We start from the raw sequence: 26,756 nt of genomic DNA on the forward strand, positions 1-26,756 counted from the left end.
TATGCCCAATAAACAGCCCCTGACAACCGTGTGGACCGAGCCAGAAGCAAGGGACGAAGTTTTGTCAGGGCATATGCAAAACGATATCGTGCGCATGATGTTGCGCCAGTTTGATGTCTACCTGGAAGCAAACAAGCACCAGTTGGCACGAGCCGCTGGTTTGAGTCTGAATGAGTACAAGGCCCTGGAGTTTGTGCTGGAACTCAAACCCCTGTCTCCGGGGAGGCTGGCCCAATTACTGGATCTGAGCCCCAGCGGCACTCAAGCCTTGATTACCCGACTGGAAAACGCAGGTTACTTGCTGCGCAAGCCCCATCCGCGCGACGGACGCATGACCAGCCTGTATCCCAACCAGGAACGCTGCAAGCGCTTGATGGGCGACATGGATTTACCCGCGCAGCAGGTCATGCAGGCCGCGGCACACTACAACCCTAAACAAATCACCGCTCTTTACGAATTTCTTCTTAAAAGTCTTGAGCATCTGCGTCAGGATGCCCTGGACAGGCTCAAGCACAAAACCACCTAGGGGTGCCGTTTTCTTGCTGTTTTGCCCACCAGCCACCACTGGTGGGCTTTTTTTTTGACAGAACAAACTTTTTGCAGGGATTGCCGCCTACCCAGCTAAACGGCCCCATGCTACAAAAGACACTGGTCGGCCTGGCTGGCTTATTTCTCGCTAAAACCGTAAGGATGTGTTCATGAAACTCTCTGTACTGATTGCCGCCCTGCGCCTGCGCCATCTTGCAGGAGCTGCGCTGCTGTCAAGTTCACTGGCCGCTTATGCGCTACCCCCTGGCCTGGCCCAAGGCCCCTCTGTCGAAGGCGTTACGCAATATACGCTGGACAATGGTCTGCGCCTTGTTCTGGCCCCTGACGATTCCAAACCTACGACCACCGTCAACATGACCTATCTGGTCGGCTCACGGCACGAGAATTATGGGCAGACCGGCATGGCGCACTTGCTCGAGCACATGCTGTTTCGCGGCACGCCCACCTTGCGCAATGCGTTAGGGGAGTTCTCCAAGCGTGGTCTGGAGGCCAATGGCACCACCTCCAGTGACCGTACCAATTACTTTGCCAGTTTCGCTGCCGATCCTGAAACCTTGAAATGGTATCTGGACTGGCAGGCCGATGTCATGGTCAACGCCCTGATCGACAAGCAGGATCTGGAAGCAGAAATGCCCGTGGTGCGCAATGAAATGGAAAGCGGCGAGAACAGTCCTTTCCGGGTGCTGATGCAAAAGCTCACTGCCGCCGCTTATCAATGGCATAGCTATGGCAAGACCACCATCGGCGCACGATCGGACGTAGAGAACGTAGACGTAGAACAACTGCGCAAGTTCTATCACGACTACTATCAGCCTGATAACGCCGTACTCTTTGTAACCGGGCAGTTCGATACGGACCAGACCCTGGAGAACATTGCCAAGGCCTTTGGCTCCATCCCCAAACCCACCCGCCACTTGCGCCCGGAATACACGGTCGAACCCGTGCAAGATGGCACGCGTACGGTGACCTTGCGTCGCCAGGGCGGCACGCCGCTGATCATGTCGCTCTATCATCTGCCCAGCGCCGCCAGCCCGGACTATATGAACCTGAGCCTGGGCATCAGTGCCTTGGGTGACACACCTAGTGGCCAGCTTTACAAGAACCTGGTCAACAACAATCTGGCTACCAGCGTATTTAGCTTTGACTCCGAAAATCACGATCCAGGCTACGCCCTGTTTGGTGCGGAACTCAAGTCCGATATGGACCCGCAAAAAGCCTTAAAGGTCATGAATGAAACGGTGGAAGGTGTCGCCAAGTCCCCACTGAAAGAGGCGGACCTGGAACGCGTGCGCAGCCAGTGGCTGACGGGCTGGACGCAAACCTACGCCAATCCCTCACGCCTGGCCAGCGCCTTGTCCGAGGCAGCGGCCAGCGGCGACTGGCGTTTGTTCTTTCTACAGCGTGATCGGGTAGAAGACGCCAAGCTACCACAAGTGCAAAAGGCCTTGGAAACCTGGCTGGTGGCCAGCAACCGCAGCAATGGCTTGTACATTCCCACCGACAAACCGGTACGTGCTCCTGAGGCCACACCAGTGGATGTCGCCAAGCTGGTGCAGGATTACACCGGCAAGGACAGCGGCAAAGCCGTCGAAGCGTTTGATCCCAGCCCAGCAAACATCATGGCTCGCACTGATTTGCAGCCCCTGTCCTTAGGCAAGGATCTGGGCGAAGTCAAAATGGCACTGCTTCCCAAAGCGACCCGCGCCGAGCGTGTCGAGGCCCGGATGTCCTTCAAGTTTGGCTCGCCTGAGCAACTGAAAAACCAGAGCGCCACAGCCGCGGCAGTGGCCAGTCTGCTAAGCACCGGCACCAAAAAGCTCAACCGGGAACAGATTTCCGACCAGTTTACGGCCATGCAAACCCAGTTCAGCACTAGCGGCTCCAATGGCCGTCTGTATCTGAGCCTGTCGTCCAACCGCGAAAATCTGCCCAAGGCCATTGCGCTGGCACTGGACGTGCTGCGCGAGGCAAACTTCCCGGAGGACGAACTGAAGAAATACCAGCAGGCCGTCGTTACGGACCTGAAATCGGCCAGCACCGAGCCGGCTGCCCTGGCAAGCCAAACCATTGAACGCTACACCAACCCCTGGCCCAAAGACGATATCCGCTACACCCCTACTTTTGAAGAAGGGATAGAGCGGGTGCAGGCCGTCACCCTCAAACAGGTACGGGATTTCCATCAGAAATTTTATGGAACAGGCGATGTCGCCTTTAGCGCCGTGGGTGACTTTGACGAGGAGCAGGTTCGCAAGGCTCTGTCGGACGGTTTGAAAGGATGGCGTAAAGCGCCGACGTATCAACGGCCGGACGACCCGCTGCACCCTGTCCCGCCCAAGGTATTCGATATCAATACGCCGGACAAAGCCAACGCCTTTTATCTGGCTGAACTGGGCCTGAAGCTGCAAGATACCGACGCTGACTTCCCGGCCGTCTATCTGGCGAATTACTTGCTGGGCCTGTCGGAAACCTCGCGTCTGTGGAATCGTGTGCGGGTGGAGGATGGCCTGTCCTACAACGTACGCAGCCAGCTCGATGCGTCCAGCTATGAGCCCCATGGCTCATGGACGGTCTACGCCATCCACGCTCCCACCAACAGCGAAAAACTGGGCAACACCATTAATGAGGTGCTGAACCAGACACTGAAGGACGGTTTTAGCGAACAAGAGGTCAAGGAAGGCATCACTGCCCTGTTGAACTATCGCCGCCTCTCGCGCAGTCAGGATGCTGTGGTTAGCAGTGCCTGGTTGAACTACCTGGATCTGGGCCGCAGCTTTGAATGGTCCGAGAAAATGGATCAGGACCTGCAAAAACTCGATGCTCAACAGGTCAACGCAGCCTTGCGCAAATATCTGAAACCTCAGGACATGGTGGTTGCCATTGCCGCCGACCATGAGCGTCAGAAAGACGATGTTGCACCTGCAACAAAGACGGCGACAGACGTCCCGGACAACACTGCTGAACCGGCCCTGATGGAGGCCCAACCCTAAGAGGCAGGTTGGGTCCTGAAGCCGTCCTGAACAGAAAGAAAAAAGCCCGGTACAGCAGTACCGGGCTTTTTATTTCGCTATGCCTTGGAGGACTCAGGAAAAGAAACTTTTTACCTTGTCCGTCCAGGACTCACTTTTGGGCGAGTGCTTGACACCTCCATCATTGAGAGCCTGTTCAAACTGACGCAGCAATTTCTTTTGCTCTTCGTTCAGGCGTACAGGCGTCTCGATCTGAATGTGACAATACAAGTCACCGGGGTAACTGGAACGCAGGCCCTTGATCCCCTTGCCACGCAAGCGGAAGGTCTTGCCCACCTGAGTACCTTCAGGGATGGTGATTTCACCTCGTCCAGTCAGCGTAGGCACCTCAACGGTGCCGCCCAAGGCGGCGGTCGTAAAGGGGATGGTCAGCTCGCAATGCAGATCCTCGCCGTCACGCTGGAAGATTCCGTGCGGCTTGATGCGGATTTCCACATACAAGTCACCGGGTGGCCCACCGTTCACGCCCGGTTCGCCATTGCCGCTGGAACGGATGCGCATACCGTCATCAATACCGGCAGGAATCTTGACCTGCAAGGTTTTGGTCTTCTTGACCTTGCCCTCGCCGTGGCACACCACGCAGGGATCAGGAATTTCCTTGCCGCTACCGTGACAGGTTGGGCAGGTTTGCTGCATGCTGAAAATACCCTGCTGCATACGAACCGCGCCACTGCCCTGGCAGGTGCGACACGTCTGTGCCGATGTCCCAGGCTTGGCACCCGTACCCGAGCAAGTATCGCAGTTTTCCCAGCTTGGTACTCGAATTTCCGTATCAAAACCGGCAGCCGCCTGCTCCAGGCTGATATCGAGCGAATAGCGCAAATCCGCGCCGCGGTAAACCTGAGGGCCACCGCCACGGCGCCCACCGCCACCACCGAAGATCTCGCCAAAAATATCACCAAAGGCGTCTGCAAATCCGGCCCCGCCCATGCCGCCACCCATACCGCCCATGCCAGCGTTGGGATCGACTCCGGCATGACCATAGCGGTCATAGGCTTCGCGCTTCTGTTCATCGGACAGGATTTCGTACGCTTCCTTGGCTTCCTTGAACTTTTCCTCGGCGTCCTTGCTATCCGGATTACGGTCAGGGTGGAACTTCATGGCCAGCTTGCGATACGCCTTGCGGATTTCATCCTGCGTCGCATTTTTGGCCACACCGAGAATTTCGTATAAATCGCGTTTTGCCATGATTGATTAACGACGTCCAAACGCCGCTGTTTGAATAATAATGCCCGATCTCCAGCGTAAGCCGCCAAAGATCGGGCCAGGGAACCTTACTCAGGCTCGCAATTACTGATCGCGTTTGACTTCTTTAAAGTCAGCGTCGACCACGTTCTCGTCGGCGGGCTGCTGAGCCGTCGCTTCCGCACCTTGTTGTGCAGCGGCTTGGGCCTGCATGTCGGCGTACATCTTCTCGCCCAGTTTCTGCGAGGCCACGCCCAGCGCTTCCACCTTGGCGTCGATCGCTTCCTTGTCACCGTCTTTCAGCGTTTCTTCCAGATCGGCGATCGCCTTTTCGATGGCTTCTTTCTCTGCAGCTTCCAACTTGTCGCCGTAGTCCGTCAAGGACTTGCGGGTCGAGTGGATCAGGGCTTCAGCCTGGTTGCGCGCCACTGCCAGTTCCGCGATGCGGTGGTCTTCTGCCGCGTTGATCTCGGCATCTTTCACCATGCGCTCGATCTCCTCATCGGACAAACCGGAGTTCGCCTTGATGGTGATCTTGTTTTCCTTGCCCGTACCCTTGTCTTTGGCGGATACATGCAAGATACCGTTGGCGTCGATGTCGAAGGTCACTTCAATCTGTGGCAGGCCACGTGCTGCTGGTGGAATGCCTTCCAGGTTGAACTCGCCCAATGCCTTGTTACCAGCAGCGATTTCACGCTCACCCTGGAACACCTTGATGGTCACGGCAGGCTGGTTATCATCAGCCGTGGAGAACACCTGCGAATGACGCGTAGGAATCGTGGTGTTCTTCTGGATCATCTTGGTCATGACACCACCCAGGGTTTCAATCCCCAGGGACAGCGGAGTCACGTCCAGCAGCAGAACGTCAGTGCGGTCGCCCGACAGCACAGAACCTTGAATCGCGGCACCGGCAGCAACCGCCTCATCTGGGTTGATGTCTTTGCGAGGATCGCGGCCAAAGAACTCTTTAACACGTTCCTGTACCTTGGGCATACGGCTCATGCCACCGACCAGGATCACGTCGTCGATTTCCGAAACCTTCACACCAGCATCCTTAATGGCTACGCGGCAAGGCTCGATCGTGCGTTCAATCAGGTCCTCAACCAGCGCTTCCAGCTTGGCGCGGGTGATCTTCAGGTTCAAGTGCTTAGGACCGGAAGCATCAGCCGTGATGTAAGGCAGGTTGATTTCGGTCTGCTGCGTCGAAGACAGCTCGATCTTGGCTTTCTCAGCGGACTCTTTCAGGCGCTGCAAGGCCAGCACGTCTTTGGACAGATCAACGCCGCTTTCCTTCTTGAACTCGGCAATGATGTAGTCAATGATGCGCTTGTCAAAGTCCTCGCCACCCAGGAAGGTGTCACCGTTGGTCGAGAGCACTTCAAACTGCTTCTCACCGTCGATGTCGGCGATTTCGATGATGGACACGTCAAACGTGCCGCCACCCAAGTCGTAAACAGCGATCTTGCGGTCACCTTTGTCAGCCTTGTCCAGACCGAAAGCCAAGGCAGCAGCAGTAGGCTCGTTGATGATGCGCTTGACGTCCAGGCCAGCAATACGGCCGGCGTCCTTGGTTGCCTGACGCTGGCTGTCGTTAAAGTAAGCAGGCACGGTAATGACGGCCTCGGTTACTTCTTCGCCCAGGTAGTCTTCGGCGGTTTTCTTCATTTTGCGCAAGATGTCGGCAGACACTTGCTGAGGAGCCATCTTCTTGCCTTGAGCTTCCACCCAGGCGTCACCGTTGTCGGCAGCGACAATGGTGTAAGGCACGTGTTCAATATCTGTTTGAACTGCCTTTTCAGTGAACTTACGACCGATCAAACGCTTGACCGCGAAGATGGTGTTGGCAGGGTTGGTAACCGCCTGGCGTTTGGCTGGAGCGCCAACCAGGATTTCGCCATCCTGCATGTAAGCCACGATGGAAGGCGTTGTGCGACCGCCTTCGGCATTTTCGATAATACGAACCTGGTCGCCATCCAACACCGATACACAGCTATTGGTGGTTCCAAGGTCAATACCAATGATTTTGCCCATGATTTTTTACCTGACTAAAAGATTGATTGCGAAAGCAAATTATTCGATGAAATGCATATGGGGAAAGGTACGTGCATTTCAAGAGCCACTGCCTTAATTTTTTTCACTGGGCAAGCGGCAGGTCCGAAGCAAGCACGCAAATGCGTCTATATTCTGGACGGCCTGCCGGCCCAGTTTGCCAGGCGCGATTACTTGGGCGCCGACACCATCACCAAGGCAGGACGCAAAACCCGGTCCGAAATGGTGTAGCCTTTTTGCAGCAGCTGGGCCACCGCGCCTTCTTCAAACTCCGAGGGCACAGCCGAAATGGCCTGATGCAGGTGTGGATCAAACTTGTCCCCGGCTTGCGGTGCCACTTCTTTCAAGCTATTGCGCTCGAAGGCCTTGTTCAACTGGCGCAACGTGGTTTCCACGCCTTCCTTCCAGGCCTCCGGGGTTTGCTCGGTCTGGGCCAGAGCGGCTTCCAGACTGTCGCGCACCGGAATCAGGCTTTCAGCGAAAGACTCGGTACCGAACTTGCGGGCTTTGGCCACATCGTCGTCCGCACGGCGGCGGATGTTTTCCACTTCGGCTTTGGCACGCAACAACTGGTCGTAGTACTGCGACACTTTTTCCTGAGCCTGGGCCAACTCGGTCGCCAGATCAGCTGGGTTTTCCTCGGGCTGCTGGGCCAAAATCTCTGGCTGGTCCTGCTCGACAGCGCCCTGTTGTGCCTGTTCAGGCGTGTTTTCCGTCACTTCCCCGTCCAGAGGCTTATTGGGATCGGCATGTGTAGCCATTCGATGTATCTCCACTACAGAATTCGTTGATCGTATAAAAATGGGGGCATCTGCCCCCAGTTCAAGACCCGCGTTCGTATTTTGCTGAGCTGAGCCTGAAACACTGCCTCATCCTAACGGGCGGGCACCAGACGACTGGGCAGCCAGCCGCCCAAGTGCTGCACGGCCAGCCGTCCCAGGCCCTCTATCCACTGGGGATCGTCATTCAGACAAGGGATGTAATGAAACTGGCCGCCCCCTTCTTGCAGAAAGGCGTCTCGACACTCCACCTGGATCTCCTCCAGGGTTTCCAGGCAGTCGGCCACAAAGCCGGGGCAAACCGCATCCACGCGCCCCACACCCTGCTTACCCCATTCACGCAAAGTCGGCTCGGTGTACGGCTCGAGCCAACGCTCCGCACCAAAGCGGCTTTGAAACGCCATATGCACCTCTACGCCGGGCTCATCGAGCGCGGCACGCAAGGCATTGGTCGTTTCACGACAATCCCGGTAATACGGGTCACCCAGTTCCACGCAACGGCGCGGCAAGCCATGAAAGCTCAACAACAAGCGCTCGGGCTTGCCGTGCTCATCCCAGTAACGACGGATCTTGGCCGCCAGCGGGCCGATATAATCCGGATGGGTGTGGTAGCGCTTGATAAAGCGCAATTCAGGCTGATTGCGCTGTTTGGCCAGATGCCCGGCCACGCAATCCACGGCGGTCGCGGTGGTGCTGGCGGCATATTGGGGATACAGCGGCAGGCCCAAGATGCGTTCGCAACCGGCCGCTTTCAACTTATCCAGCCCACTGGCAATGGACGGGTTGCCATAACGCATGCCCAGCTCCACCTTGACATCATGGCCTTGCGCCTGCAGCAGCGCTTGCAATCCATCGGCCTGCGCCTGGCTGTAAACCAGCAACGGCGCGCCCTGCGGCAACCAGATATCCTGATAACGCGGGGCCAGCTTGCGCGGGCGCAGCGGCAAAATGAACAGGCGCAGAATAATTTGCCAAAGAGGCTGAGGGATTTCGATCACCCGGGGGTCCGACAGGAACTCGCCCAGATAACGGCGGATGGACGCAGCATCAGGCTGATCGGGCGTACCCAGGTTAAGCAGCAAAATACCGACAGGCCCGGCCGGTCTGACCGGAGCCTGGGCATTGAACATATCGGCATCCTTTGCTTCGGGCAAATAAGGAGAGGCAAACAACTTGGGCATGATTTGATTAATACCTTAGACAGCCAGCGAACCTTGCGCCTACCAACAGGTTAAAGGTCTATCCATTAACTGGCCGAGTGATGGCTCAGGGCATTGGACAATAGCCGGGCTGTAATGTCTACGATCGGAATCACACGATCATACGCCATCCGTGACGGCCCGATCACACCCAGCGTGCCCACGACTTTACCGTCCACCCCATACGGTGCGGTAATCACGGAGACATCGTCCAGCGGCAGGAGCTGGGAGTCGCCACCAATATAAATCTGCACCCCTTCAGCCTGGCTGGACACATCCAGCAGATGCAGCAGATCGGTTTTTTTCTCGAACAGGGAAAACAGGCGGCGAAGCCTGTCCATATCCGCCACCATTTCAGTGACGTTCAGCAACTTGCTCTCGCCTGCAATCACCACCGCTTCCTCGCTGTCGGGTTGGTGACTGCCAACATCCACGGCTTGTTGCATGAGGCGCGAAATATCCAGCTGCAAAGAGCTGAGCTCTTTTGACAAAGCCAGCTTGACGGCCTCAAAGGACATGCCCGAAAAATGCTGGTTGAAAAAATTGCTGGCCTCGATCAGTTCCTGTTCCAGATAGTCGCGCGGCACAAACAGGATACGGTTTTGCACATCCCCATCCGGGGTGACGATAATCAGCAACACCCGCTTGTCGGACAAACGGATAAATTCAATTTGCCGAAAGGTCTGTGCTTTTTTGGGTGCCAGAACCACGCCGGCGAACTGCGACAGGTTCGATAGCAGGGACGCGGCGGAACTGACCGCACGGTTGGGTTCATCAAAGGGCAGGTACTGGCTGAGATTGCGGGCATCGGGGCGCTCAAAACGCTCAGCTGCCAGCAGACGGTCCACAAACAAGCGGTAGCCTTTAGGCGTGGGGATGCGCCCCGCCGAGGTGTGAGGACTGTGAATCAGGCCCAGACCCTCCAGTTCCGCCATCACATTACGAATCGTGGCCGGAGAAAAATCAAAAACGGTCGATAAGGTGCGAGACCCCACCGGCTGACCATCGGCGATGTAACGCTCGATCAGCACCTTCAACAAGGCATTTGCTCTGTCATCCATGTCGCGTACGTCACTTAAAAACACCAGCTCTGCATGATAAAGGGGAGAATCTTACAGCCAAGCCTAGAGTGGCAACTCTATAATCCACTGATCGCCATTATTTCATTAATCATAAGGTTTTCGCCCCATGCATTTCAAAACGGTTGCCATTGTTGGTAGATACCAGGACTGTGGCTTGGATGCGCCCATCCGGTCGCTGGCCAACACCCTGGTCAACACGGGCTGCTCAGTACTAATTGAGGCTACAACCGCCCAAAATGCCGGTATAACCGAATTTCCCATCGGCGATTATGCCCAGATCGGCCAGCGCGCCGATCTGGCGATCGTGATGGGCGGGGATGGCACCATGATAGGCGCTGCACGCGAATTAGCCCACAGCAAGGTCCCCCTGATCGGCATTAACCATGGCCGCCTGGGCTTTATTACCGACATTCCCTTGAATGATGCCAACGAGGCCTTGCTCAGTGTTCTGAAAGGCGAGTACGACATTGAAGAACGCTCCATGCTGGAAGGCCGCGTGGTGCGTGACGGAGAAGTGCTGTACTCGGGCGTGGCCCTGAACGATGTGGTCATCAACCGCGCCGGACGTGGCGGCATGATCGAGCTGCGTGTGGAGCTGGATGGCGTTTTCATGTACCGACAGCGATCGGACGGCCTGATCATTTCCACCCCCACCGGCTCAACCGCTTATGCCCTGGCGGCCAGTGGCCCCTTGCTGCACCCGTCGCTGAAAGCCTTTCTGCTGGTGCCGGTCGCCCCGCAAACCCTGTCGAACCGCCCCATTGTGCTGCCCGATACCGGCACCCTGAATTTGACCATTACCGCCCTGGGTCGGGTGGAAACCGGCGGCAGCGTGCACTTTGATATGCAAACCTGGTCGGACTGCCAGCAGGGAGACCGGATTGATGTGCGCCGCTCCCAGGACACCAGCCGCTTTATCCACCCCAAGGGCTACAGCTTTTTTTCCACCTTGCGCCAGAAGCTGGGCTGGAATCACATCCCTTTGCCTAACGACGAAAACGACTGAACCCCTATGCTCCGTACCTTGCACGTTCGAGACTTTGTAATCGTGGATCAAGCCACGATTGATTTCGACTCCGGCTTCACGGTTTTTTCCGGGGAGACCGGCGCTGGCAAATCCATCCTGATTGACGCCCTCTCACTGGTACTGGGAGCTCGCGGTGACGCCAAAGCCATACGCGAGGGCTGCACCCGTACCGAGGTCAGCGCGCATTTCGATTGCCCGCCCGATATTCAAGGCTGGCTAAGCGAGCGCGACTTCGATGTCTCTGATGAGCTGATACTGCGCCGCCTGATCGACCAGCAGGGTCGCAACCGCAGTTACATCAATGGTGGCGCAGCCACCTTGACCCAGTTGCGTGAACTGGGCGAACTACTGGTCGATATTCATGGCCAGCACGCGCACCAAAGCCTGATGAATCCCCAAAGCCAGTACGACCTGCTCGACAGCCAGGGTGGCCATTTGCCACTGGCACGACAAGTCGCCCAGGCCTGGCAACAACTGAGCCAGGCCCGCAAGGCCGTCGAACAGGCCAGCCAGAGCGCAGAACAGGGCAAACGCGAACAGGAACGCCTGGAATGGCAGATCAATGAGCTCTCCAGCCTGAATCTGCGCCCCGGGGAATGGGATCAGCTGCAGCAGGAACACACTCGCCTGTCCCATGCCCAAGCCCTGATTGATGGCAGTGCCCTGGCCTTGAACGCGCTGGACGGCGAAGAGACCTCGGTACAACAATTGCTGGGCAAAGCCAGTCATGAAATGAGCGCTCTGCTGCGCCACGACCCTGGTCTGCAGGCCATTGTCGATGCCCTGGAGTCGGCGCAAATTGCCGTGACCGAGGCGGCATCAGACTTGAACAGTTATTTAAGCGATATGGAGCTGGACCCGGAACGCCTGGCTCAGGCGGAGGAACGGGTATCGGCCATTTTCAGTGCCGCTCGCAAACTGAAAGTCGAGCCGCAAGACCTGCCCAGTCTGCTGGAAACCTGGCAAGAACAGCTCGCTCAGCTACAGCAATCTTTTGATTTGCACGCCTTGCAAGCCAGGGCTCGGCAGGCTGAACAGCACTATCAGGAGCTGGGCGGAAAACTGAGCGCGGCACGGCGCAAAACCAGTGTGCAGCTGAGCAAGCAGGTCAGCCAGGCGATGCAGTCCATGGCCATGCAAGGCGGCCGTTTTGAGGTTGCCCTGACCGCCTGCGCCCCGCAGGTTCACGGTCTTGAACAGGTGGAGTTTCTGGTGGCTGGCCATGAAGGGGTCACCCCTCGACCGCTGGCCAAAGTAGCCTCCGGCGGTGAGCTGGCCCGGATATCCCTGGCACTGTCCGTCATCGCCAGCCAGGCGGCTCGTGTGCCCACCTTGATTTTTGACGAAGTAGATACCGGTGTGGGCGGCGCCGTGGCCGAAGTGGTAGGACGATTGCTGCAAGAACTGGGGGCACGCCATCAGGTCTTGTGTGTGACCCACCTGCCCCAGGTCGCTGCTTGCGGCAATCATCATTTAAAGGTCGAAAAAACAAGCGAGCAAGGCCAGACTTTTTCCTCCATCCGCCCCTTGTCTGAACAGGAGCGGGTAGATGAAATTGCCCGTATGCTCGGAGGACTGGAAATTACCCAGACCACGCGTGAACACGCACGAGAAATGCTGGCACGCCAGCGTTGAATTCGTCTTGTCGTTCAATGACAATTTGAACCACCAGCGCCAAAAGCCACTGGTGGTTTTTTTTGTGCCGTCCTGATCAGCCCTGCAGCCCCGATCTGATTATTCTTTGAATTTTCAGGATGCCTGCCTGGCTATCCTGCCCCCAATCATCAGATTACACGCCTGCGGGCACTATCAAAACGGATTAACCGCGCAAGATAGGCTTGGCCTGTTTGCCCGCTTCCGAACATTTAGGGCAAATGCCATACAACAGCATCGTATGGCTTTCCAGCACAAAACCGTGGTCCTTGGCGACCTGGTGCTGGCGAGCCTCGATATTGCTGTCGGTAAACTCTTCAACCACACCACAATTGGTGCAGATCAGGTGATCGTGATGATCGCCGTCATTGAGTTCAAAGACGGCTTTGCCACCGTCAAACTGGCTGCGCACCAAAATGCCGGCTTGCTCGAACTGGGTAAGCACACGATACACCGTGGCAAGACCAATATCGACTTCTTCGGCGATGAGCAGGCGGTAGACGTCTTCCGCGCTCAGGTGTCGTTGTCCGTCCTGATCGGAGCGGCGAAAAATATCCAGAATCTTCAGGCGCGGAAAAGTCGCCTTAAGCCCCATGTTCTTCAGTTCATTTTGATCGTTCATGGCTAAATTATCGCATCTTGATGGGGATGGATCTCAAGTCCGCCCTGGTTAAAAACCAGCTCGTCTTGAGGCGGTTCAATGCGCAATTCATGCGCTTTTTCCTAAACCCTTATATGATAACGATTTTATTCCTACTGGGGCATTTCGTGCAGAAGAAGGCCAATTCATTCACTCCTGTCATCCGCGCCATACTCGCAGCCAGTCTGGCTGCCGCCGCCCTGAGCGCTTGCGGATCTTCCAAATGGGGCTTCCCATACCGCGCCGACATTCAGCAGGGGAACTGGATCACTGCCGAGCAGGTGGCGCGCCTGCAACCCGGGATGACGCGCGAACAGGTTCGCTACCTGCTGGGCTCTCCCACTTTGCAGGACATTTTCAACGCCGACCGCTGGGACTACCCCTACCTGAACAAGCCCGGCTATGGCAAGAGCGAACAACGCAAGTTCACGGTCTGGTTTGAAGGCGATACGCTGGTTCGCTGGCAGGGCGATGAGCAGCCGGATCGCCAGCCTTTCGAGCGCAGCGACACCGGCAAAAAACAGACGCCGCCTCCCGCAGACAGCGATAGTGCCGCCCCCACCCCCAGCGTGAGCGGCTCCCAGCCCACGCTTTAAGCTTTACGTTAAGGACACAGGATTCATGCGCATTGCCATTGCTGGCGCAGACGGCCGTATGGGCCGTATGCTGATTGAAGCTGTCTTGAACAGCACCGACCTGACCCTGGCCGCTGCCTTGGACCACCGCGGCTCCCAAGCAATCGGTCAGGACGCTGGCGCTTTTCTGGGCAAAGAAACGGGCATCATGGTCACGGACGACCTGAACGTTCTGGCCCAGGCCGACTGCCTGATCGACTTCACCCGTCCCGAAGGCACCCTGGCCCATCTGGACGCCTGCCTGCAACACGGCACCCGTCTGGTCATTGGCACCACCGGTTTTTCCGAAACCGAGAAACAGCAGATTCAGGCGGCTGGCCGCGAAATTGCCATTGTCTTTGCGCCCAACATGAGCGTTGGTGTCAATGCCACCCTGAAATTGATCGAAATGGCCGCTGCTTTGCTCCGCCAGGGCTACGACGCCGAGGTATTTGAAGCCCACCACCGCAACAAGGTCGATGCCCCTTCGGGGACCGCACTGGCAATGGGCGAGGCCATCGCCAAGACTTGGGGAGAATCCCTGAATGACGTAGCTGACTGGGCCCGTCACGGCCACACCGGCGTGCGTCAGGACGGCCGCATTGGTTTTTCCGTGGTGCGCGGTGGCGATATTGTGGGCGACCACACCGTATTTTTTTGCGGTGAAGGCGAACGCATCGAGATCTCGCATCGCTCCAGCAGCCGTGCCGGATACGCCAATGGCAGCCTGCGTGCGGCCCGTTTCCTGGGTGATAAAAGCACCGGTCTGTACAACATGCAGGACGTGCTGGGCCTGTAAGTGCCTCACTTGCAAACGCGCTCATAACAAGCCGGCTTTCGAGCCGGCTTTTTTTTCCCTCAAGCGGCGTCTGCCCGGCAAACAGTGTATTGAAAGACGCTTCTTTTCTCACTGATCTGCGCCCCCTTACGGTCTCTTTCTCCCACCCTAAACACGTTTCCAGGCAGGCGCCCACAAGGGCGTGCGCGTTTCAAACGCACTGCGCTGGTGCACCCCCCCCTATTTTCCCTGCTTGACGTAAAGAAAAATATCACTAATATGTCAGTTGGATATTCAAAGAATAAACTTTTCTGCAGGAGACAGACAAGATGATGAGCGAACGCCAACGCAAGTTCCGCGAGGAATACAAATCCAATATCAGCCCCGCCTATAACGGTATTGTTCATGTCCTCGTAACGTATGTCGTGGGGCTGGCAGCGATTTACTACAGCATCAGTCAGTTGCAGTCGGTAGGCTGGGAATGGCTGATCATCATCCCCGTCTTTCTGGCGGGCAATTTTGTGGAATGGGCCATGCACCGCTATGTCATGCATCGGCGCATCAACATTATTGGTTTACGGGAAATTTATGAGCGTCACACCCGCCAGCACCACCAATACTTCACCGATAACGAAGCAACCATTGATTCGAGCAAGGAGTTCCGGATCGTCTTTTTCCCTTGGCGAGTCCTGCTCACCCTGGGTATCGGGGGTGGCATCCTGGGCTGGCTGGCCGCTACCCTTATCAACCCCAATGCAGGCTACTTTGTGTTCATGACCATGGTGGCGCAATACCTGGTGTACGAGGCTTTTCACTATTGCTGTCACGTCCATGAAAACAGCTTTGTGCGCAACATGCCCTTTATCAACACAATTCGCCGCCACCATACCGCTCATCACAACCAGGGCATCATGATGAAGTACAACATGAACCTGACCTTCCCCATCGCCGACTGGGCCATGGGCACCACCGATCTGCGCCGTGGTCTGCTGGGCCACCTGTTCAATGGCTACAGCGAAAAACACGTCAAGGAAGAGCTCAAGCCCATTATTCGCCGCTTCCGCTTTGAAGACACGGGTGACACCACCGATGGCCCCGCCCTGAAACAGGAAGAGGCACACGCGCTGGAGCGCGGTCTGGCTAACTAAGACCCCGACCTTGTTTACAAGCTGGAGATCAGCGTCGTGCGAGCGAGCTCTTCAATGTAATCCATCAACCGGTCCAGGCTTTTTCCGGCCTGGTCCACATCACCGCCCGCGATAGTCATGGCCAGATCGGCATGCAGTCTGCCCATTTCCGTCAAGTCCGGGTTTTGCTGATAGTGGCAAAACCAGAATCGGCGGGAAAGGCCGTGAGTCAGGCGCATGGCCCCTTCCGCGAACTCGTTGCGTGCGGCCTCGATTTCCAGCTCATTTAACCGTCGATCTGCCCGGATGAAACTGACTTCATCATTCTGGGCAGCCGCTTCCAGGAAAGCGTCATGCAAGCCCTTGAACTGCTCGCGTTGGTCCCGTGTCGCCCGCTTTGCCGCACTGCGGCAGATCAAGCGTTCGATTTCCCGCCGTGTCTCGATCAGACGCAACTGCTTGGGCATATCCAGCTCGGGAATCAACAGGCCGCGTTGCGGCAACACCAACATCAAGTGTTCACGTGCCAGGCGCTGAATGGCTTCCCGAATGGGGGTGCGGCCAATCTCGAACATCTGGCTCAAGGTCAGCTCCGACACAATGCTGCCCGGCGGCAACTTCAAGGTAATGATGGCTTCTTCCAAGCGCTCGTAAGCAATGTCCGTGAGCTTGGGCTTGGGTTCTGTCAAGGCCTTGATTTCCCGCGTCTCGTCCTGAGACCGCTCCTTTCCCGCTACCTTCCGCTTGCTTGTGACCATGCTAACCCTGCCTTAAAAACGCAGCGTTCGCTGCTGAAACCTGATACCTGAGGTCTGCTGCCCCCCCGGTGCACGCACTGAGCAGAGCCAGACAACAATCTCATATCTTAGTTGTATTTCTTTACTCCAGGAAGCCACATGAGCATTGCCTGCCCTTCAACTGCCCCGGCCATCCTTGCTGTTCATGGCATTCAAGGCACTCAACGCAGCTGGCTGCCAGTCGTCCAGGCCAGTTCACTTTCACCGCATTGGCAGACTCCGGATTTACGAGGCCGGGGGGACGCCCACTACGGTACCTGCCAGCAGGATTATGAGCTGAGCCAATTTGTCCACGATCTGCGCATCCCTATTGCCGCCTTGCCGGCCACGACACCCTATGTTCTGGCTGGCTGGAGCCTGGGCGTATCGATTGTGCTGCAAACCTGCCTGACGCTACTGGACGAACAGGCTGTGCTCCCTCAGGCCCTGGTGCTGATATCGGGTACCCCCAGCCTGAATCAAACCCGCTGGTTCAAGTCTGAGCACACCCCCGCCTTGCTGCAGGAAATTGCAGAACGCGAGCAACGCCTGGGCCTGAGCCAGGCGGCCGGCCATCAAGATGTGGCCTGGACCTGGCTGGCCAACCGACATCACGACCAGTACGCACAGTTGCCTCGCATTTCCATCCCCTCATTGATTATTCATGGCGATCAAGACCAGGACTGCCCCATTGAACATGCCCGCCTGTTAGCGCAGGCACTGCCGCAAGCCAGCTTGCACAGTTTGCCTGGTGCGGGCCACAGCCTTTTAAGCTCGCATCCCGACCGGATCGCTTCTTTGATCGACTCTTTTTGCACTGCAAGGACTACCACATGAACACGCACGTTTTCTTTTGCCCGCCCCCCCGTACCTTGATGGGGCGCGGCTGCCGCCATGAGCTTCCTGCCTTGATCGCCCATTTGGGCTGGCGCCGCGGCTTAGTGATTACTGACCGTTTTTTCACCACCCAGACCCGCTGGGTTCAGGACCATATTGACGCCTGTAAGGAACAGGGCATTGAGATTGTGGTGTTTGATGGTGGCCAGCCCGATCCTTCCACCACTTTGTGCGATCAGGCCACGCAGCACGTGCGGGCTCATCTGGCCGAGCAGCCCATCGACTATGTATTGGCTATGGGAGGCGGCAGCAATATCGATCTGGCCAAAGCGCTGTGCCTGACCGTGCCAACTGGCCAAACCATACGAGCGTACAGCGGTACCTGGCCTGCCCACACCCGCCCCCTGCCTCTGATCGCCTTGCCCACCACCTCCGGCACAGGCTCGGAAGCCACACCAGGGGCGATTCTGGTCGATCCCGACAACGCCACCAAGATCGCCGTGATGGGCAACGCCCTACGCCCCGCCATTGCCGTCATCGACCCTGAACTGAGCGATAGCTGCCCGCCCCGCGTCACCGCCGATGCCGGTATTGACGCCCTAACCCATGCAATTGAATCATTTGTCACACAAGACGCCAGCCTGTTTGACCGCGGCGGCAGCCCTGACCCGGGCTATAGCGGCCGCTCCGGCCTGACGATGATGTTTGCACGCGAAGCGATACGGCTGTGCGGACACTACATGCTGCGAGCCTATCGCGACGGCACCGACACCGAAGCCAGGGACGGCATGGCCAGCGCCAGCTACTATGCAGCCCTGTCCTATGGCACGGCGGGCTTAAATGCCGTGCATGGCATCGCCTACGCTCTGGCCGGCTTGACGCATCAGTCTCACGGCACCACCAATGCCGTCTTGCTGCCCTATGTTCTGGACGAACTGCGTGAGACCCGTGCCCCAGAGTTGCGGGAAGTCGCCCAGCTTCTGGGCATGCGAACCGACCCGACAGAAGACGCCGTGCTGGCACTGCCCGCCTATGTGCGTTCATTAATCGAACAATTGGGCATCCCCACCGATCTACGCCAATGCGGCGTGCAGGAACACCAACTGGAAGGCCTGCTGCACGATGCGCTGCAAGTCACCCGTCTTGCCAAAGCCTTCCCGGTGGCTGATCGTACCAGCGCCTATCAGCGCATTATCCGACACGCTTTTGAGGGCTCATTGGCCACTCATTTCATCCTTAATTAATTAGCCAGCTAAGTACATACCAGTATTTAACCCTGGGCCAGATACCACTAGTATCCATGTAATATATCAGCAAAAGAACAAAGACCTGTCCTGGCCTGACGACAGGTCACCTAGTCATAAAACCCGCCACAAGAGCGGACCTACAGGAGACACCTATGACAGCCGTATCCCCCAATGTGGCCAATCGTCTGGAGCGATTGCCCATGACTCGCTATCAACGCATGCTGTTCGGTATTATTGCGACCGCCTGGTTCTTTGACTCCATGGACCTGGGCATCATGACTTTTGTATTGGGTTCCATCAAGGCAGAAATGGGACTGAGCACGGCGCAGGCAGGTCTGCTGGCCAGCTCCAGCTTTTTAGGCATGTTTTTAGGTGCGGCCATTGCAGGCATGCTGGCAGACAAGTACGGCCGCAAGCCCGTCTTTCAATGGAGCATGATTTTTTGGGGAGTGGGGAGTCTGGCCTGTGGGCTGGCCCAAAACGTCGAGCAACTGATGGCCTTTCGGGTACTGCTCGGGTTTGGCATGGGGATGGAATTCCCTATCGGCCTGGCGATGGTCTCGGAAATTGTGCCCGCCAAAAGCCGTGGTCGCTATATTGCAATTCTGGAAGGTTTCTGGCCGCTGGGCTTTATCAGTGCCGGGATTCTGACCTATCTCAGCCTGGACTATATAGGCTGGCGTGGAATCTTCATTGCCTTGTCCATCCCTGCCCTGTTTGTATTCGTAATTCGCCGCTGGGTACCGGAGTCACCCCGCTGGCTGGAAGAAGCAGGACATAACGAACGCGCCGAGCAGGTGACCAGCGCTTTTGAGCATAAAGTCATTCAGGCCAATGGTGGTCAGGCACTGCCCTTGCCCCTGCCTCCCAGCCCTTGTGAAAAACTCAAGCGCGGCGCCTTGTTTGCCCAACTCTGGCAAGGCCAATATGCACGCCGCACCTTGATGCTGTGGATGCTGTGGTTTTTCTCCCTGCTCGGTTACTACGGCTTGACCACCTGGCTGGGTGCGCTGTTGCAACAGGCAGGATACGCGGTCACCAAGTCCGTGACCTATACCATCTATATTTCCCTGGCAGGCATTCCGGGCTTCATTTTCTCGGCCTGGTTGCTCGAAAAATGGGGGCGCAAGGCCACCATGGTACTCATGTTATTCGGTAGCGCAGGCTGCGCCTTTATTTATGGGCACGTCGCCACCAGTCAAGCGCCGGTCGCACAATTGATCGGTGCCGGGCTATGCATGCAGTTCTTCATGTTTGGCATGTGGTCGGTCTTGTATGCCTATACACCTGAGCTCTATCCCACGCGGACACGCAGTACCGGAGCCGGGTTTGCATCGTCTATTGGTCGCCTCGGTTCCCTGCTCGGCCCTCTGCTGGTTGGCATTATCTTGCCGTGGACCGGGCATACCGGCGTATTTACGCTGGGCGCCATCTCTTTTTCGATTGCCGCCTTAGTGGTCGTCGCCCTCGGGGTGGAAACCAAAGGTCGTTCTCTGGAAGAAGTATCAGCCTGACGAACAAGAGCCGGACGGGCTGCCAGGCCTTTTGAACAAGCAGCAACGTCACCAGCAAAAACCCCGTGTCAGTGCAACGCGCCGACACGGGGTTTCCCTTTATCGGTCTGCCTCATCCCTGAGTTGACCGGGCTTGCCCGCCGCGACGTAGCTACGAGCCACGATTCGCCAAACCCTAGAGAGCCGCCAGGCCTAAGCCACCACAACGGGTTCTTGCTCCAGCTCGACGCCGAAGCGCTCCCGCACCGAGGCTCGGATCGCTGTTGCCAGCCGCCCAATATCCGCAGCGGTTCCACCACCATGATTGACCAGCACCAAAGCCTGCCTGTCGTGCACCCCCACAGCGCCATCCGTCCGCCCTTTCCAGCCGCACTGCTCAATCAACCAGCCCGCTGCCAGCTTGCACCGCCCCTGTCCCACGTCGTAAGACACCAGATCAGGCCATTGCTGTTTTAGCGCATCGCGCTGCGCGGTTTGCACCACCGGATTCTTGAAAAAGCTACCTGCATTAGCCAGAACCTTGGGGTCTGGCAGCTTTTGACGACGAATATCGCAGACGGCCTGAAAAATCGTTTCCGGGTCCGGCTTACCTGCCAGGTGGGCTTGTTTGTTCAGGTCGGGATACTCCAGCACGGGCATCCAGGGACGAGGCAGCAGGAAACGTACCGCCACAATCAACCAACTACCGGCAGGATCGCGTTTGAAACGGCTGTCTCTATAAGCGAAACCACATTCTGGTGCTGACAGTTCCAGCAATCGGCCCTCTTTAAAACTCCAGGCCAGCACACTGTGAACTCGTTGCTCCAACTCCAGACCATAAGCACCGATATTCTGAACCGGAGCGGCGCCCACTGTGCCGGGGATCAGCGCCAGATTTTCCAAACCGGGCCAACCCTGTTGCAAACAGTACTGCACAAAGTCATGCCAGCATTCGCCTGCCTGCGCTTCCACTATAAAGCCATCGTCATGCTGGGCCAGCAAGCGAATTCCTTTGCTTTGCACTTTGATCACCAAGGCATCGAGTTGCTCGGCCAGCACGACATTGCTGCCCCCGCCGAGGACGAAAACACGTTCGCCCTGCTCCACCGCAGCCTGCAACTCCGGTAGCTGGCCAAGCTGTTCGTACACCACCAGATCACGTGCACAGCTATCCAGACCCAAGGTGTTAAAAGCGCTCAAATCAACATTATGCTGCCTGTCCACGACCCAGTTCCACGATCCAAGAAAGCAATAAGCATAGCTCGGACAGACAATTTTCCGGAAAAAATTACAGAATCTCTTGACAGGGATACGTCTTGCAGACTAAAGTTACGTTCTTGCTTGACGCAGCGTCCGTTTGGCAGCAAAAAGCAGTTTGCAGGCAGTAAAGTTTGTTCAGCAGTTTTGATGAAAGCGTGTGCAAATTATCAAAAAAACTTGACAAACAAAAACAGCCACTTTAAACTAGCTTTCTTTACTTAATCAGCACCAGCTAATAAGTAAAACGCTGAAAACAGATTCAATCTGCACAGCAAAATGCGGGAGTAGCTCAGTTGGTAGAGCGCAACCTTGCCAAGGTTGAGGTCGCGAGTTCGAGACTCGTCTCCCGCTCCAGATTCCTAAGGGAAGCCTAGGCTTCCCTTTTTAATCGACCACGGCGCAATGGCAGAGTGGTTATGCAGCGGATTGCAAATCCGTCTAGGTCGGTTCGATTCCGGCTTGCGCCTCCAGTAATGCTGGTCACAAGTCGGTAATGCAGTAAAAATGCGGGAGTAGCTCAGTTGGTAGAGCGCAACCTTGCCAAGGTTGAGGTCGCGAGTTCGAGACTCGTCTCCCGCTCCAAATTCAAAAAGCCCAAACTTCGGTTTGGGCTTTTTTTCGTCCTGCCATTTCCCTCTCCTCCCAAGAACATCCGTACCAAACCCGGCTCGTCCCTGTCTGAGGCGCATCACCGCTAGCGTCTCAATAAGGCAACGTGCCCCGCCCCGAGGTATAAATACCGCTAAGCTGTCATGACGTGGAACAAACGGAAATCATCATCGTCCGCCAGCGTCACTTTATCGAGATGGGCCCCGTTACTGATTGTTTTTTACAGCCGACCCTATGGAGCACTGGACAACCATGAGCGCCCCTTCCTACCCGGTATCTGTCGAAGAAGATCGTCGCCTACGCGCCCTGGCGGAGTACAAACTGCTCGATGCCCCTCCCACCGAGGAGTTTGACCGACTCGCCAACCTGGCGGCCAGGCTATTCAAGGTTCCCATCGTTCTGATCACACTGATCGATAAAGATCGACAGTTTTTCAAGGCGCGCGTGGGTACGGACCTGAACGAGATCAGTCGCGCTGATTCCTTGTGCGCACATGCCATCCTGTCCAATGACATTCTACTGATCCCCGATGCCCTGCAAGATCCACGCTTTGCTTCGAACCCTTTAGTTACGGGCCCGCCCTTCGTTCGCTTTTATGCCGGAAAGCCGCTGCTGGCCCCAACAGGAGAACGATTAGGCACCGTGTGCCTGATTGATACCAAGCCACGACAAGCCTTTAGCGATGACGAGCGAGCCAATCTGTCCGATCTGGCCAGCCTGATCATGGAACGCATGCAAGCCCGTCGTCTGGAACAGACTCCATCAGTCAGCAAAGCCCGATTTGAAAATATCGCGACCGCCTCTCCCGATGCCATCATCGGCTCGGATGAGCATGGCCGCATTACCTTATGGAATCATTCTGCCGAAAAGATCTTTGGCTATGTAGCGGAAGAAATTCTGGGGCAACCCGGCTCGATCATTGTGCCTGACAACTGGCGCAAGGTTTACGAGCACGAACTTGTCCGACTCCAGCAGGGCGAACAGATGAAACTGCCTGACCGCAGGATCGAACTGTCCGCTTTGCGCAAGGATGGCACCGAATTCCCGGCAGAGTTCTCCCTATCGACCTGGACTGAGGCCGGCTCACGCCATATCGGCGCCATTGTTCGAGACACCACGGCGCGGCGGCACCATGAAGAAAGACTGTTCCAGCTGGCTTCGCTCGATGCCCTGACAGGGCTTGCCAACCGGGGAATGTGGCAGGCACGCCTTGCCCAGACACTTGCCGAAGAAGCGCCCGCCACCATCTTGCTGATCGATCTGGATGACTTCAAGGAGATTAACGACACCTTCGGACATTCCGCCGGCGATGCCGTCCTCAAACATATTGCACAGCAAATGAAGTCCGCCTTTCCTGACGCGATCATGCTTGCTCGACTGGGCGGCGACGAGTTTGTGGCCTTGCTACCCGGCAATCAGGAGCAGGCCGCCCGCATCGCGGCTCAAACGCTGCTCAATACCTTGGCGACACCCTGCAACTTTGCTGGCCAGGTTATTGAAACCAGTGCCAGCATGGGAGTGGCGCTGACGCTGATGCACGGCACCAGCGCCGAGGAGGTTCTGAACGCTGCCGATCTGGCGCTGTACAAAGCCAAATCCTCCGGGAAACGACACTACGTGATGTTCTCTTCACTCTTGCGTGAAGTGGCGGTCGCACGCAGATCGTTCGAGCGGGAGCTACGCCTGGCTTTTGAACACGGGGAGTTTGAGCTTTTCTACCAACCCCAGGTCTCTACCCGCAGCGGATTGCTGACCGGCGCGGAGGCGCTGCTCCGATGGAATCATCCAACACGAGGCTTGTTATCCCCGGTCTCTTTTATTGATGTGCTCAACGAAAAGCAGTCTGCCCCTGCCATAGGGGCGTGGATAATACGCACGGCATGCCGTCAGGCCGCGCACTGGCACGCGACCATCCCCACTTTTCGGATTGGCGTGAACCTGTTCGAGGCACAGCTACGAACCAATCGTCTGCGCTCCACGATCAGCACCATCCTGGCTGAAACAGGCCTACCAGCGCACTGTCTGGAACTGGAGATTGTGGAAACATCCTTGTTCCGCAACGACATGGTGACCAAGAACCTGCTCCACAGTTTACGTGACCTCGGCATTGGCCTGGCCTTCGACGACTACGGGACGGGCTATGCATCATTGAGCCTGCTCAAAACCTACCCAGTCAGCCGACTGAAAATTGACCGCTCTTTTATCCGCAATGTCCACGAAGATACCGGGAACGCCGCCCTGGTCAAGGCGATTATCTACTTGGCTAAAAACTTTGGTCTGGATGTCATTGCAGAAGGCGTGGAAACCGAGGAGCAACTTCAGTTCCTGAGAAGTAATGAATGCCCCGAAGTACAAGGTTATTTGTATGGCAAGCCGGTTTGTGCCGACACATTCACAACACAATTCATCCAGCACAAAGGCCCACTCAAACCTTGCCTACTCGATAGAAAACCCATTATCGGTCCCTAGCATCGGCACAAGCGGGCTTCACAGAAGGGCGAGCCCGCCCTTGGCCCAGTCTCAATATTGCGCCTTCAGGGACAGCATTACGTTCTGAGGCGCGCCATACCAGCCCTGATTATAAAAACCGATCTGCGAGTAGTACTTCTTGTCAAACAGGTTGTTCACGTTCAAGGTGGCAGACATACGCTTGTTAAAGTCATAGCGGGCCATCACGTTGACGATGGCATAGCTGCCCTGCTCTACCTTGACCACGTTGCGCCCCGGCGCGGTCGCATCCTGGTACATGCGGTTTTGCCAATCGATGCCACCGCCCACTGTCAGTCCTTGCCAATCTCCCTGCATGCGGTACGTGGTAAAGAGCTTGAACAAGGTACGCGGCTTGTTTGTGTTAATAGGCTTGCCCTGTGCATCCTTGGCGGTAAACGTAGTCAGGCTGCTGGCCACGTTCCAACCGGGCATCACTTCACCGCCCAGTTCCAGCTCAATCCCCTCTACCTTGGCACCCGAGACCGGGCGATAAGCAGGGGTGTTGGGCGGCGCGCCCATCACCTGCTTGCCAGTAGCCTGAGCCAGGTTGTCCTGTCGCGTCTGAAAGACAGACACCGCAGCATTTAACCGTCCGTCCAGCCAGGCCGCTTTCAGCCCGAGTTCGTAACTTGTACCCGTGATCGGCGCAAGAATCTCACCTTGCTCATCGCGTGCATTTTGCGGTTTGAAAATCGCTGTATAGCTGGCGTAGGCCGTATAGCTGTCATCAAAGTCATAAGTCAGGCCAGCATAAGGAATCAATTCATTCCGATGACGATACTGACGTTTAGCACCAAAGTAGGTCTGGTCCGTTTCCCAATTGCTCAACCGCCCGCCCACCATCAAGCGCAGATTATCCCGCAGGCTCAGACGGGCCACGACATAAGCTCCCGATTGTCGGTTATCCGTATCATCCGCCTGGGAAGGATTGGCGGACCAGACCGGCTCGGACACAAGCCCGGGCTGATAAAAGCTGCCCGCATCCGGCAACGGCGCCATGGCACGATACTGGGGAAAGGAGACTCGATCCCGAGATGTCGTCCACCCCACCGAAAACTCGTGCTCTTTGCCAAACAGCTCCACAGGCCCCGACAAAGCAGCATTGAAAGCCTGGCGACGCACTTCCCCCTTATAAAACGAATAGGAGTTGGACATCCCGAGACCCGTGTCCCGGTCCGGATAGCCCCCGCGGAAAATCTGTTTCATGGACGCATCCGTATGCGACTGGTTATAGCTCAGGCGCAGTTTCAAGTGATTGGCAAACTGGTGGCTGACATCCACAAAGCCAGTGAGTGTGTCGTTCTCGATACGTGACCAATCACTATTGTTGGAAACCGAGCGCTTGAAGTCCGTACGCGAGCCGTCGCTATAAAACAGCGGGAAACCGCTGCCAAAGCCATTATTGGCGCTGGACTGATAGGCCACCCCGCCGCTCAGCTCCATCCCCGGGATCAGGTCAGCCGTCATTACGCCATACAGCGTACGCGTCTGCGTATCCTGCCAATCCGTGTAGCTATTACCCTTGCCATAAGCGCCCACGAGACGCCCGCGCACACGACCATCCTGGCTAATCGGTGCAGAAACGTCTGCGTAGCCTCGTGCGAAATCCCAACTACCGGTCTGCACCCCGGCCGAGAACGCCAAGTCCCGTAAAGGCCGTTTGCGCACATAGTTGACCGCTGCAGAAGGGTTACCCGCGCCTGTCATCAAACCGGTGGCACCGCGCACCACCTCCACCCGGTCAAATACCACCAAATCCAGATTACTCTCTCCGAACGCCCAGGGAGACAGAACAGGCTGAGTCCAGCCGTCGAATTGGTAGTTATCTATGGCAAAGCCACGGGACGAGAACGAATAGCGGTTGGTGTCGCTGCGCGTCACCGAAACACCCGGCGCGCTTTGCAGCGCATCTGCCGTCGTTTGCATACCCCTATCATCCATCATCTGACGGCTGACCACGCTGACCGACTGTGGCGTTTCCCGAATGGACAGTGACAAACCAGTGGCCGTGCTCATGGCCTTGGCGGTGTAGGACCCGCTGGTTTCTGTCACACCCGGGTCCCGACTGCCTTGAATGGTAATCACGGATAACTCCACCGGTGAGGGTTCAGGCGCACTGCCTTGCGCCCAGACGGGGCTGGCGGCCGTCGCCAACCACAGGGCTGACCGGGAAAGGGACGTCAGTAGACGGACACGCAAGCAGGCAGAGCTGGAAAAAACAGCAGACATGATGGTCAATCTCGGCATAGGTTTTAGATGCGAATAATTATCATCTACATATTTGGTAGTGATGTATTCACAAACGCAAAAACGCTATGCCAAACACCCTTCCTGGC

Annotated in this window: 20 protein-coding genes and 3 tRNA genes; 14 read left to right on the forward strand and 9 right to left on the reverse strand. The window is 56.7% G+C overall.

Going from position 1 to position 26,756, the window contains the following annotated elements:
* Position 1: 1 nt before the first annotated feature.
* Positions 2 to 526: a MarR family winged helix-turn-helix transcriptional regulator gene (locus ACOZ42_RS12450; protein WP_003803326.1), complete on the forward strand. Its 525-nt coding sequence runs from the start codon at positions 2 to 4 to the stop codon at positions 524 to 526.
* A 172-nt stretch (positions 527 to 698) separates the two neighbouring features.
* The gene (locus ACOZ42_RS12455) at positions 699 to 3,536 is read left to right on the forward strand and encodes a M16 family metallopeptidase (RefSeq protein WP_426345217.1); all 2,838 of its coding nucleotides are present in this window, start codon (positions 699 to 701) and stop codon (positions 3,534 to 3,536) included.
* A 93-nt stretch (positions 3,537 to 3,629) separates the two neighbouring features.
* On the opposite strand, the gene dnaJ is transcribed toward ACOZ42_RS12455, so the two are convergent.
* The 5 genes from dnaJ to hrcA form a co-directional block, all read right to left on the reverse strand.
* The gene (dnaJ, locus tag ACOZ42_RS12460; RefSeq protein WP_003803324.1) at positions 3,630 to 4,763 is read right to left on the reverse strand and encodes a molecular chaperone DnaJ; all 1,134 of its coding nucleotides are present in this window, start codon (positions 4,761 to 4,763) and stop codon (positions 3,630 to 3,632) included.
* A gap of 102 nt (positions 4,764 to 4,865) precedes the next feature.
* Positions 4,866 to 6,791 carry a molecular chaperone DnaK gene (gene dnaK, locus ACOZ42_RS12465; RefSeq protein WP_003803323.1) on the reverse strand — a complete coding sequence of 642 codons (1,926 nt, stop codon included), beginning with the start codon at positions 6,789 to 6,791 and terminating at the stop codon, positions 4,866 to 4,868.
* A 188-nt stretch (positions 6,792 to 6,979) separates the two neighbouring features.
* Entirely contained in the window at positions 6,980 to 7,570 is a 591-nt protein-coding gene (grpE, locus tag ACOZ42_RS12470) for a nucleotide exchange factor GrpE (RefSeq protein WP_003803322.1), read from the reverse strand.
* Between the two features lie 113 nt (positions 7,571 to 7,683).
* The gene (gene hemH / locus ACOZ42_RS12475) at positions 7,684 to 8,769 is read right to left on the reverse strand and encodes a ferrochelatase (protein ID WP_003803321.1); all 1,086 of its coding nucleotides are present in this window, start codon (positions 8,767 to 8,769) and stop codon (positions 7,684 to 7,686) included.
* A 65-nt stretch (positions 8,770 to 8,834) separates the two neighbouring features.
* The gene (hrcA, locus tag ACOZ42_RS12480; RefSeq protein WP_003803319.1) at positions 8,835 to 9,848 is read right to left on the reverse strand and encodes a heat-inducible transcriptional repressor HrcA; all 1,014 of its coding nucleotides are present in this window, start codon (positions 9,846 to 9,848) and stop codon (positions 8,835 to 8,837) included.
* Between the two features lie 127 nt (positions 9,849 to 9,975).
* Here hrcA and ACOZ42_RS12485 point away from each other — a divergent pair, with 127 nt between their 5' ends.
* Positions 9,976 to 10,875 (forward strand): NAD kinase, encoded by a 900-nt coding sequence (locus tag ACOZ42_RS12485; RefSeq protein ID WP_003803315.1) that lies wholly within the window; start codon positions 9,976 to 9,978, stop codon positions 10,873 to 10,875.
* A 6-nt stretch (positions 10,876 to 10,881) separates the two neighbouring features.
* Positions 10,882 to 12,531, forward strand: a complete 1,650-nt coding sequence (gene recN, locus ACOZ42_RS12490) for a DNA repair protein RecN (RefSeq protein ID WP_003803314.1) — start codon at positions 10,882 to 10,884, stop codon at positions 12,529 to 12,531.
* A 184-nt stretch (positions 12,532 to 12,715) separates the two neighbouring features.
* Here the strand turns inward: recN and fur are convergent, their stop codons facing one another.
* Positions 12,716 to 13,171, reverse strand: a complete 456-nt coding sequence (fur, locus tag ACOZ42_RS12495; protein WP_003803312.1) for a ferric iron uptake transcriptional regulator — start codon at positions 13,169 to 13,171, stop codon at positions 12,716 to 12,718.
* Positions 13,172 to 13,317: 146 nt separating this feature from the next.
* Between fur and ACOZ42_RS12500 the strand changes: the two genes are divergently transcribed.
* The 3 genes from ACOZ42_RS12500 to ACOZ42_RS12510 all read left to right on the forward strand — a co-directional run bounded on the left by ACOZ42_RS12500 (position 13,318) and on the right by ACOZ42_RS12510 (position 15,729).
* Positions 13,318 to 13,785 carry an outer membrane protein assembly factor BamE gene (locus tag ACOZ42_RS12500; protein ID WP_230406187.1) on the forward strand — a complete coding sequence of 156 codons (468 nt, stop codon included), beginning with the start codon at positions 13,318 to 13,320 and terminating at the stop codon, positions 13,783 to 13,785.
* Between the two features lie 25 nt (positions 13,786 to 13,810).
* Positions 13,811 to 14,602 (forward strand): 4-hydroxy-tetrahydrodipicolinate reductase, encoded by a 792-nt coding sequence (gene dapB / locus ACOZ42_RS12505; protein ID WP_003803308.1) that lies wholly within the window; start codon positions 13,811 to 13,813, stop codon positions 14,600 to 14,602.
* Positions 14,603 to 14,910: 308 nt separating this feature from the next.
* The gene (locus ACOZ42_RS12510) at positions 14,911 to 15,729 is read left to right on the forward strand and encodes a sterol desaturase family protein (protein WP_003803307.1); all 819 of its coding nucleotides are present in this window, start codon (positions 14,911 to 14,913) and stop codon (positions 15,727 to 15,729) included.
* A gap of 14 nt (positions 15,730 to 15,743) precedes the next feature.
* Here ACOZ42_RS12510 and ACOZ42_RS12515 read toward each other — a convergent pair whose 3' ends face one another.
* Positions 15,744 to 16,466 (reverse strand): GntR family transcriptional regulator, encoded by a 723-nt coding sequence (locus tag ACOZ42_RS12515; RefSeq protein WP_003803305.1) that lies wholly within the window; start codon positions 16,464 to 16,466, stop codon positions 15,744 to 15,746.
* A 138-nt stretch (positions 16,467 to 16,604) separates the two neighbouring features.
* Here ACOZ42_RS12515 and ACOZ42_RS12520 point away from each other — a divergent pair, with 138 nt between their 5' ends.
* The 3 genes from ACOZ42_RS12520 to ACOZ42_RS12530 all read left to right on the forward strand — a co-directional run bounded on the left by ACOZ42_RS12520 (position 16,605) and on the right by ACOZ42_RS12530 (position 20,082).
* Positions 16,605 to 17,321 carry an alpha/beta fold hydrolase gene (locus tag ACOZ42_RS12520; RefSeq protein ID WP_426345218.1) on the forward strand — a complete coding sequence of 239 codons (717 nt, stop codon included), beginning with the start codon at positions 16,605 to 16,607 and terminating at the stop codon, positions 17,319 to 17,321.
* Positions 17,318 to 18,565, forward strand: coding sequence for an iron-containing alcohol dehydrogenase (locus ACOZ42_RS12525; RefSeq protein ID WP_426345219.1), 1,248 nt, complete (start codon positions 17,318 to 17,320; stop codon positions 18,563 to 18,565). Before ACOZ42_RS12520 ends, ACOZ42_RS12525 begins: the two co-directional genes overlap by 4 nt.
* A gap of 155 nt (positions 18,566 to 18,720) precedes the next feature.
* Complete coding sequence (locus ACOZ42_RS12530) at positions 18,721 to 20,082, forward strand: MFS transporter (RefSeq protein ID WP_003803299.1); 1,362 nt, start codon at positions 18,721 to 18,723, stop codon at positions 20,080 to 20,082.
* Between the two features lie 192 nt (positions 20,083 to 20,274).
* Here ACOZ42_RS12530 and murB read toward each other — a convergent pair whose 3' ends face one another.
* Positions 20,275 to 21,285 (reverse strand): UDP-N-acetylmuramate dehydrogenase, encoded by a 1,011-nt coding sequence (murB, locus tag ACOZ42_RS12535; protein WP_426345220.1) that lies wholly within the window; start codon positions 21,283 to 21,285, stop codon positions 20,275 to 20,277.
* Positions 21,286 to 21,599: 314 nt separating this feature from the next.
* Here murB and ACOZ42_RS12540 point away from each other — a divergent pair.
* From ACOZ42_RS12540 to ACOZ42_RS12555, 4 genes are all read left to right on the forward strand, one after another.
* A tRNA-Gly gene (locus tag ACOZ42_RS12540) sits at positions 21,600 to 21,675 on the forward strand.
* A gap of 42 nt (positions 21,676 to 21,717) precedes the next feature.
* Positions 21,718 to 21,791: transfer RNA gene (locus ACOZ42_RS12545), tRNA-Cys, on the forward strand.
* Between the two features lie 36 nt (positions 21,792 to 21,827).
* Positions 21,828 to 21,903: transfer RNA gene (locus ACOZ42_RS12550), tRNA-Gly, on the forward strand.
* Positions 21,904 to 22,182: 279 nt separating this feature from the next.
* Positions 22,183 to 24,399 (forward strand): putative bifunctional diguanylate cyclase/phosphodiesterase, encoded by a 2,217-nt coding sequence (locus tag ACOZ42_RS12555; RefSeq protein ID WP_415301859.1) that lies wholly within the window; start codon positions 22,183 to 22,185, stop codon positions 24,397 to 24,399.
* 51 nt (positions 24,400 to 24,450) lie between these two features.
* Here ACOZ42_RS12555 and fauA read toward each other — a convergent pair whose 3' ends face one another.
* Positions 24,451 to 26,649, reverse strand: a complete 2,199-nt coding sequence (fauA, locus tag ACOZ42_RS12560) for a TonB-dependent alcaligin siderophore receptor FauA (RefSeq protein WP_426345221.1) — start codon at positions 26,647 to 26,649, stop codon at positions 24,451 to 24,453.
* Positions 26,650 to 26,756: the final 107 nt, after the last annotated feature.

Source organism: Alcaligenes sp. HNGD-HTN06 (assembly GCF_049932565.1).
Taxonomy (GTDB): Bacteria; Pseudomonadota; Gammaproteobacteria; order Burkholderiales; family Burkholderiaceae_B; genus Alcaligenes; species Alcaligenes ammonioxydans.

Excerpts from the sequence above, each read along its gene's own strand:
- ACOZ42_RS12555 (WP_415301859.1), top strand. The coding sequence starts at position 22,183 with ATGAGCGCCCCTTCCTACCCGGTATCTGTCGAAGAAGATCGTCGCCTA.
- ACOZ42_RS12515 (WP_003803305.1), bottom strand. The coding sequence starts at position 16,466 with ATGGTCACAAGCAAGCGGAAGGTAGCGGGAAAGGAGCGGTCTCAGGAC.
- ACOZ42_RS12485 (WP_003803315.1), top strand. The coding sequence starts at position 9,976 with ATGCATTTCAAAACGGTTGCCATTGTTGGTAGATACCAGGACTGTGGC.
- recN (WP_003803314.1), top strand. The coding sequence starts at position 10,882 with ATGCTCCGTACCTTGCACGTTCGAGACTTTGTAATCGTGGATCAAGCC.
- ACOZ42_RS12530 (WP_003803299.1), top strand. The coding sequence starts at position 18,721 with ATGACAGCCGTATCCCCCAATGTGGCCAATCGTCTGGAGCGATTGCCC.
- dnaK (WP_003803323.1), bottom strand. The coding sequence starts at position 6,791 with ATGGGCAAAATCATTGGTATTGACCTTGGAACCACCAATAGCTGTGTA.
- ACOZ42_RS12510 (WP_003803307.1), top strand. The coding sequence starts at position 14,911 with ATGATGAGCGAACGCCAACGCAAGTTCCGCGAGGAATACAAATCCAAT.
- fauA (WP_426345221.1), bottom strand. The coding sequence starts at position 26,649 with ATGTCTGCTGTTTTTTCCAGCTCTGCCTGCTTGCGTGTCCGTCTACTG.
- ACOZ42_RS12455 (WP_426345217.1), top strand. The coding sequence starts at position 699 with ATGAAACTCTCTGTACTGATTGCCGCCCTGCGCCTGCGCCATCTTGCA.
- dnaJ (WP_003803324.1), bottom strand. The coding sequence starts at position 4,763 with ATGGCAAAACGCGATTTATACGAAATTCTCGGTGTGGCCAAAAATGCG.
- hemH (WP_003803321.1), bottom strand. The coding sequence starts at position 8,769 with ATGCCCAAGTTGTTTGCCTCTCCTTATTTGCCCGAAGCAAAGGATGCC.
- ACOZ42_RS12525 (WP_426345219.1), top strand. The coding sequence starts at position 17,318 with ATGAACACGCACGTTTTCTTTTGCCCGCCCCCCCGTACCTTGATGGGG.
- dapB (WP_003803308.1), top strand. The coding sequence starts at position 13,811 with ATGCGCATTGCCATTGCTGGCGCAGACGGCCGTATGGGCCGTATGCTG.
- ACOZ42_RS12450 (WP_003803326.1), top strand. The coding sequence starts at position 2 with ATGCCCAATAAACAGCCCCTGACAACCGTGTGGACCGAGCCAGAAGCA.
- hrcA (WP_003803319.1), bottom strand. The coding sequence starts at position 9,848 with ATGGATGACAGAGCAAATGCCTTGTTGAAGGTGCTGATCGAGCGTTAC.
- ACOZ42_RS12520 (WP_426345218.1), top strand. The coding sequence starts at position 16,605 with ATGAGCATTGCCTGCCCTTCAACTGCCCCGGCCATCCTTGCTGTTCAT.
- grpE (WP_003803322.1), bottom strand. The coding sequence starts at position 7,570 with ATGGCTACACATGCCGATCCCAATAAGCCTCTGGACGGGGAAGTGACG.
- fur (WP_003803312.1), bottom strand. The coding sequence starts at position 13,171 with ATGAACGATCAAAATGAACTGAAGAACATGGGGCTTAAGGCGACTTTT.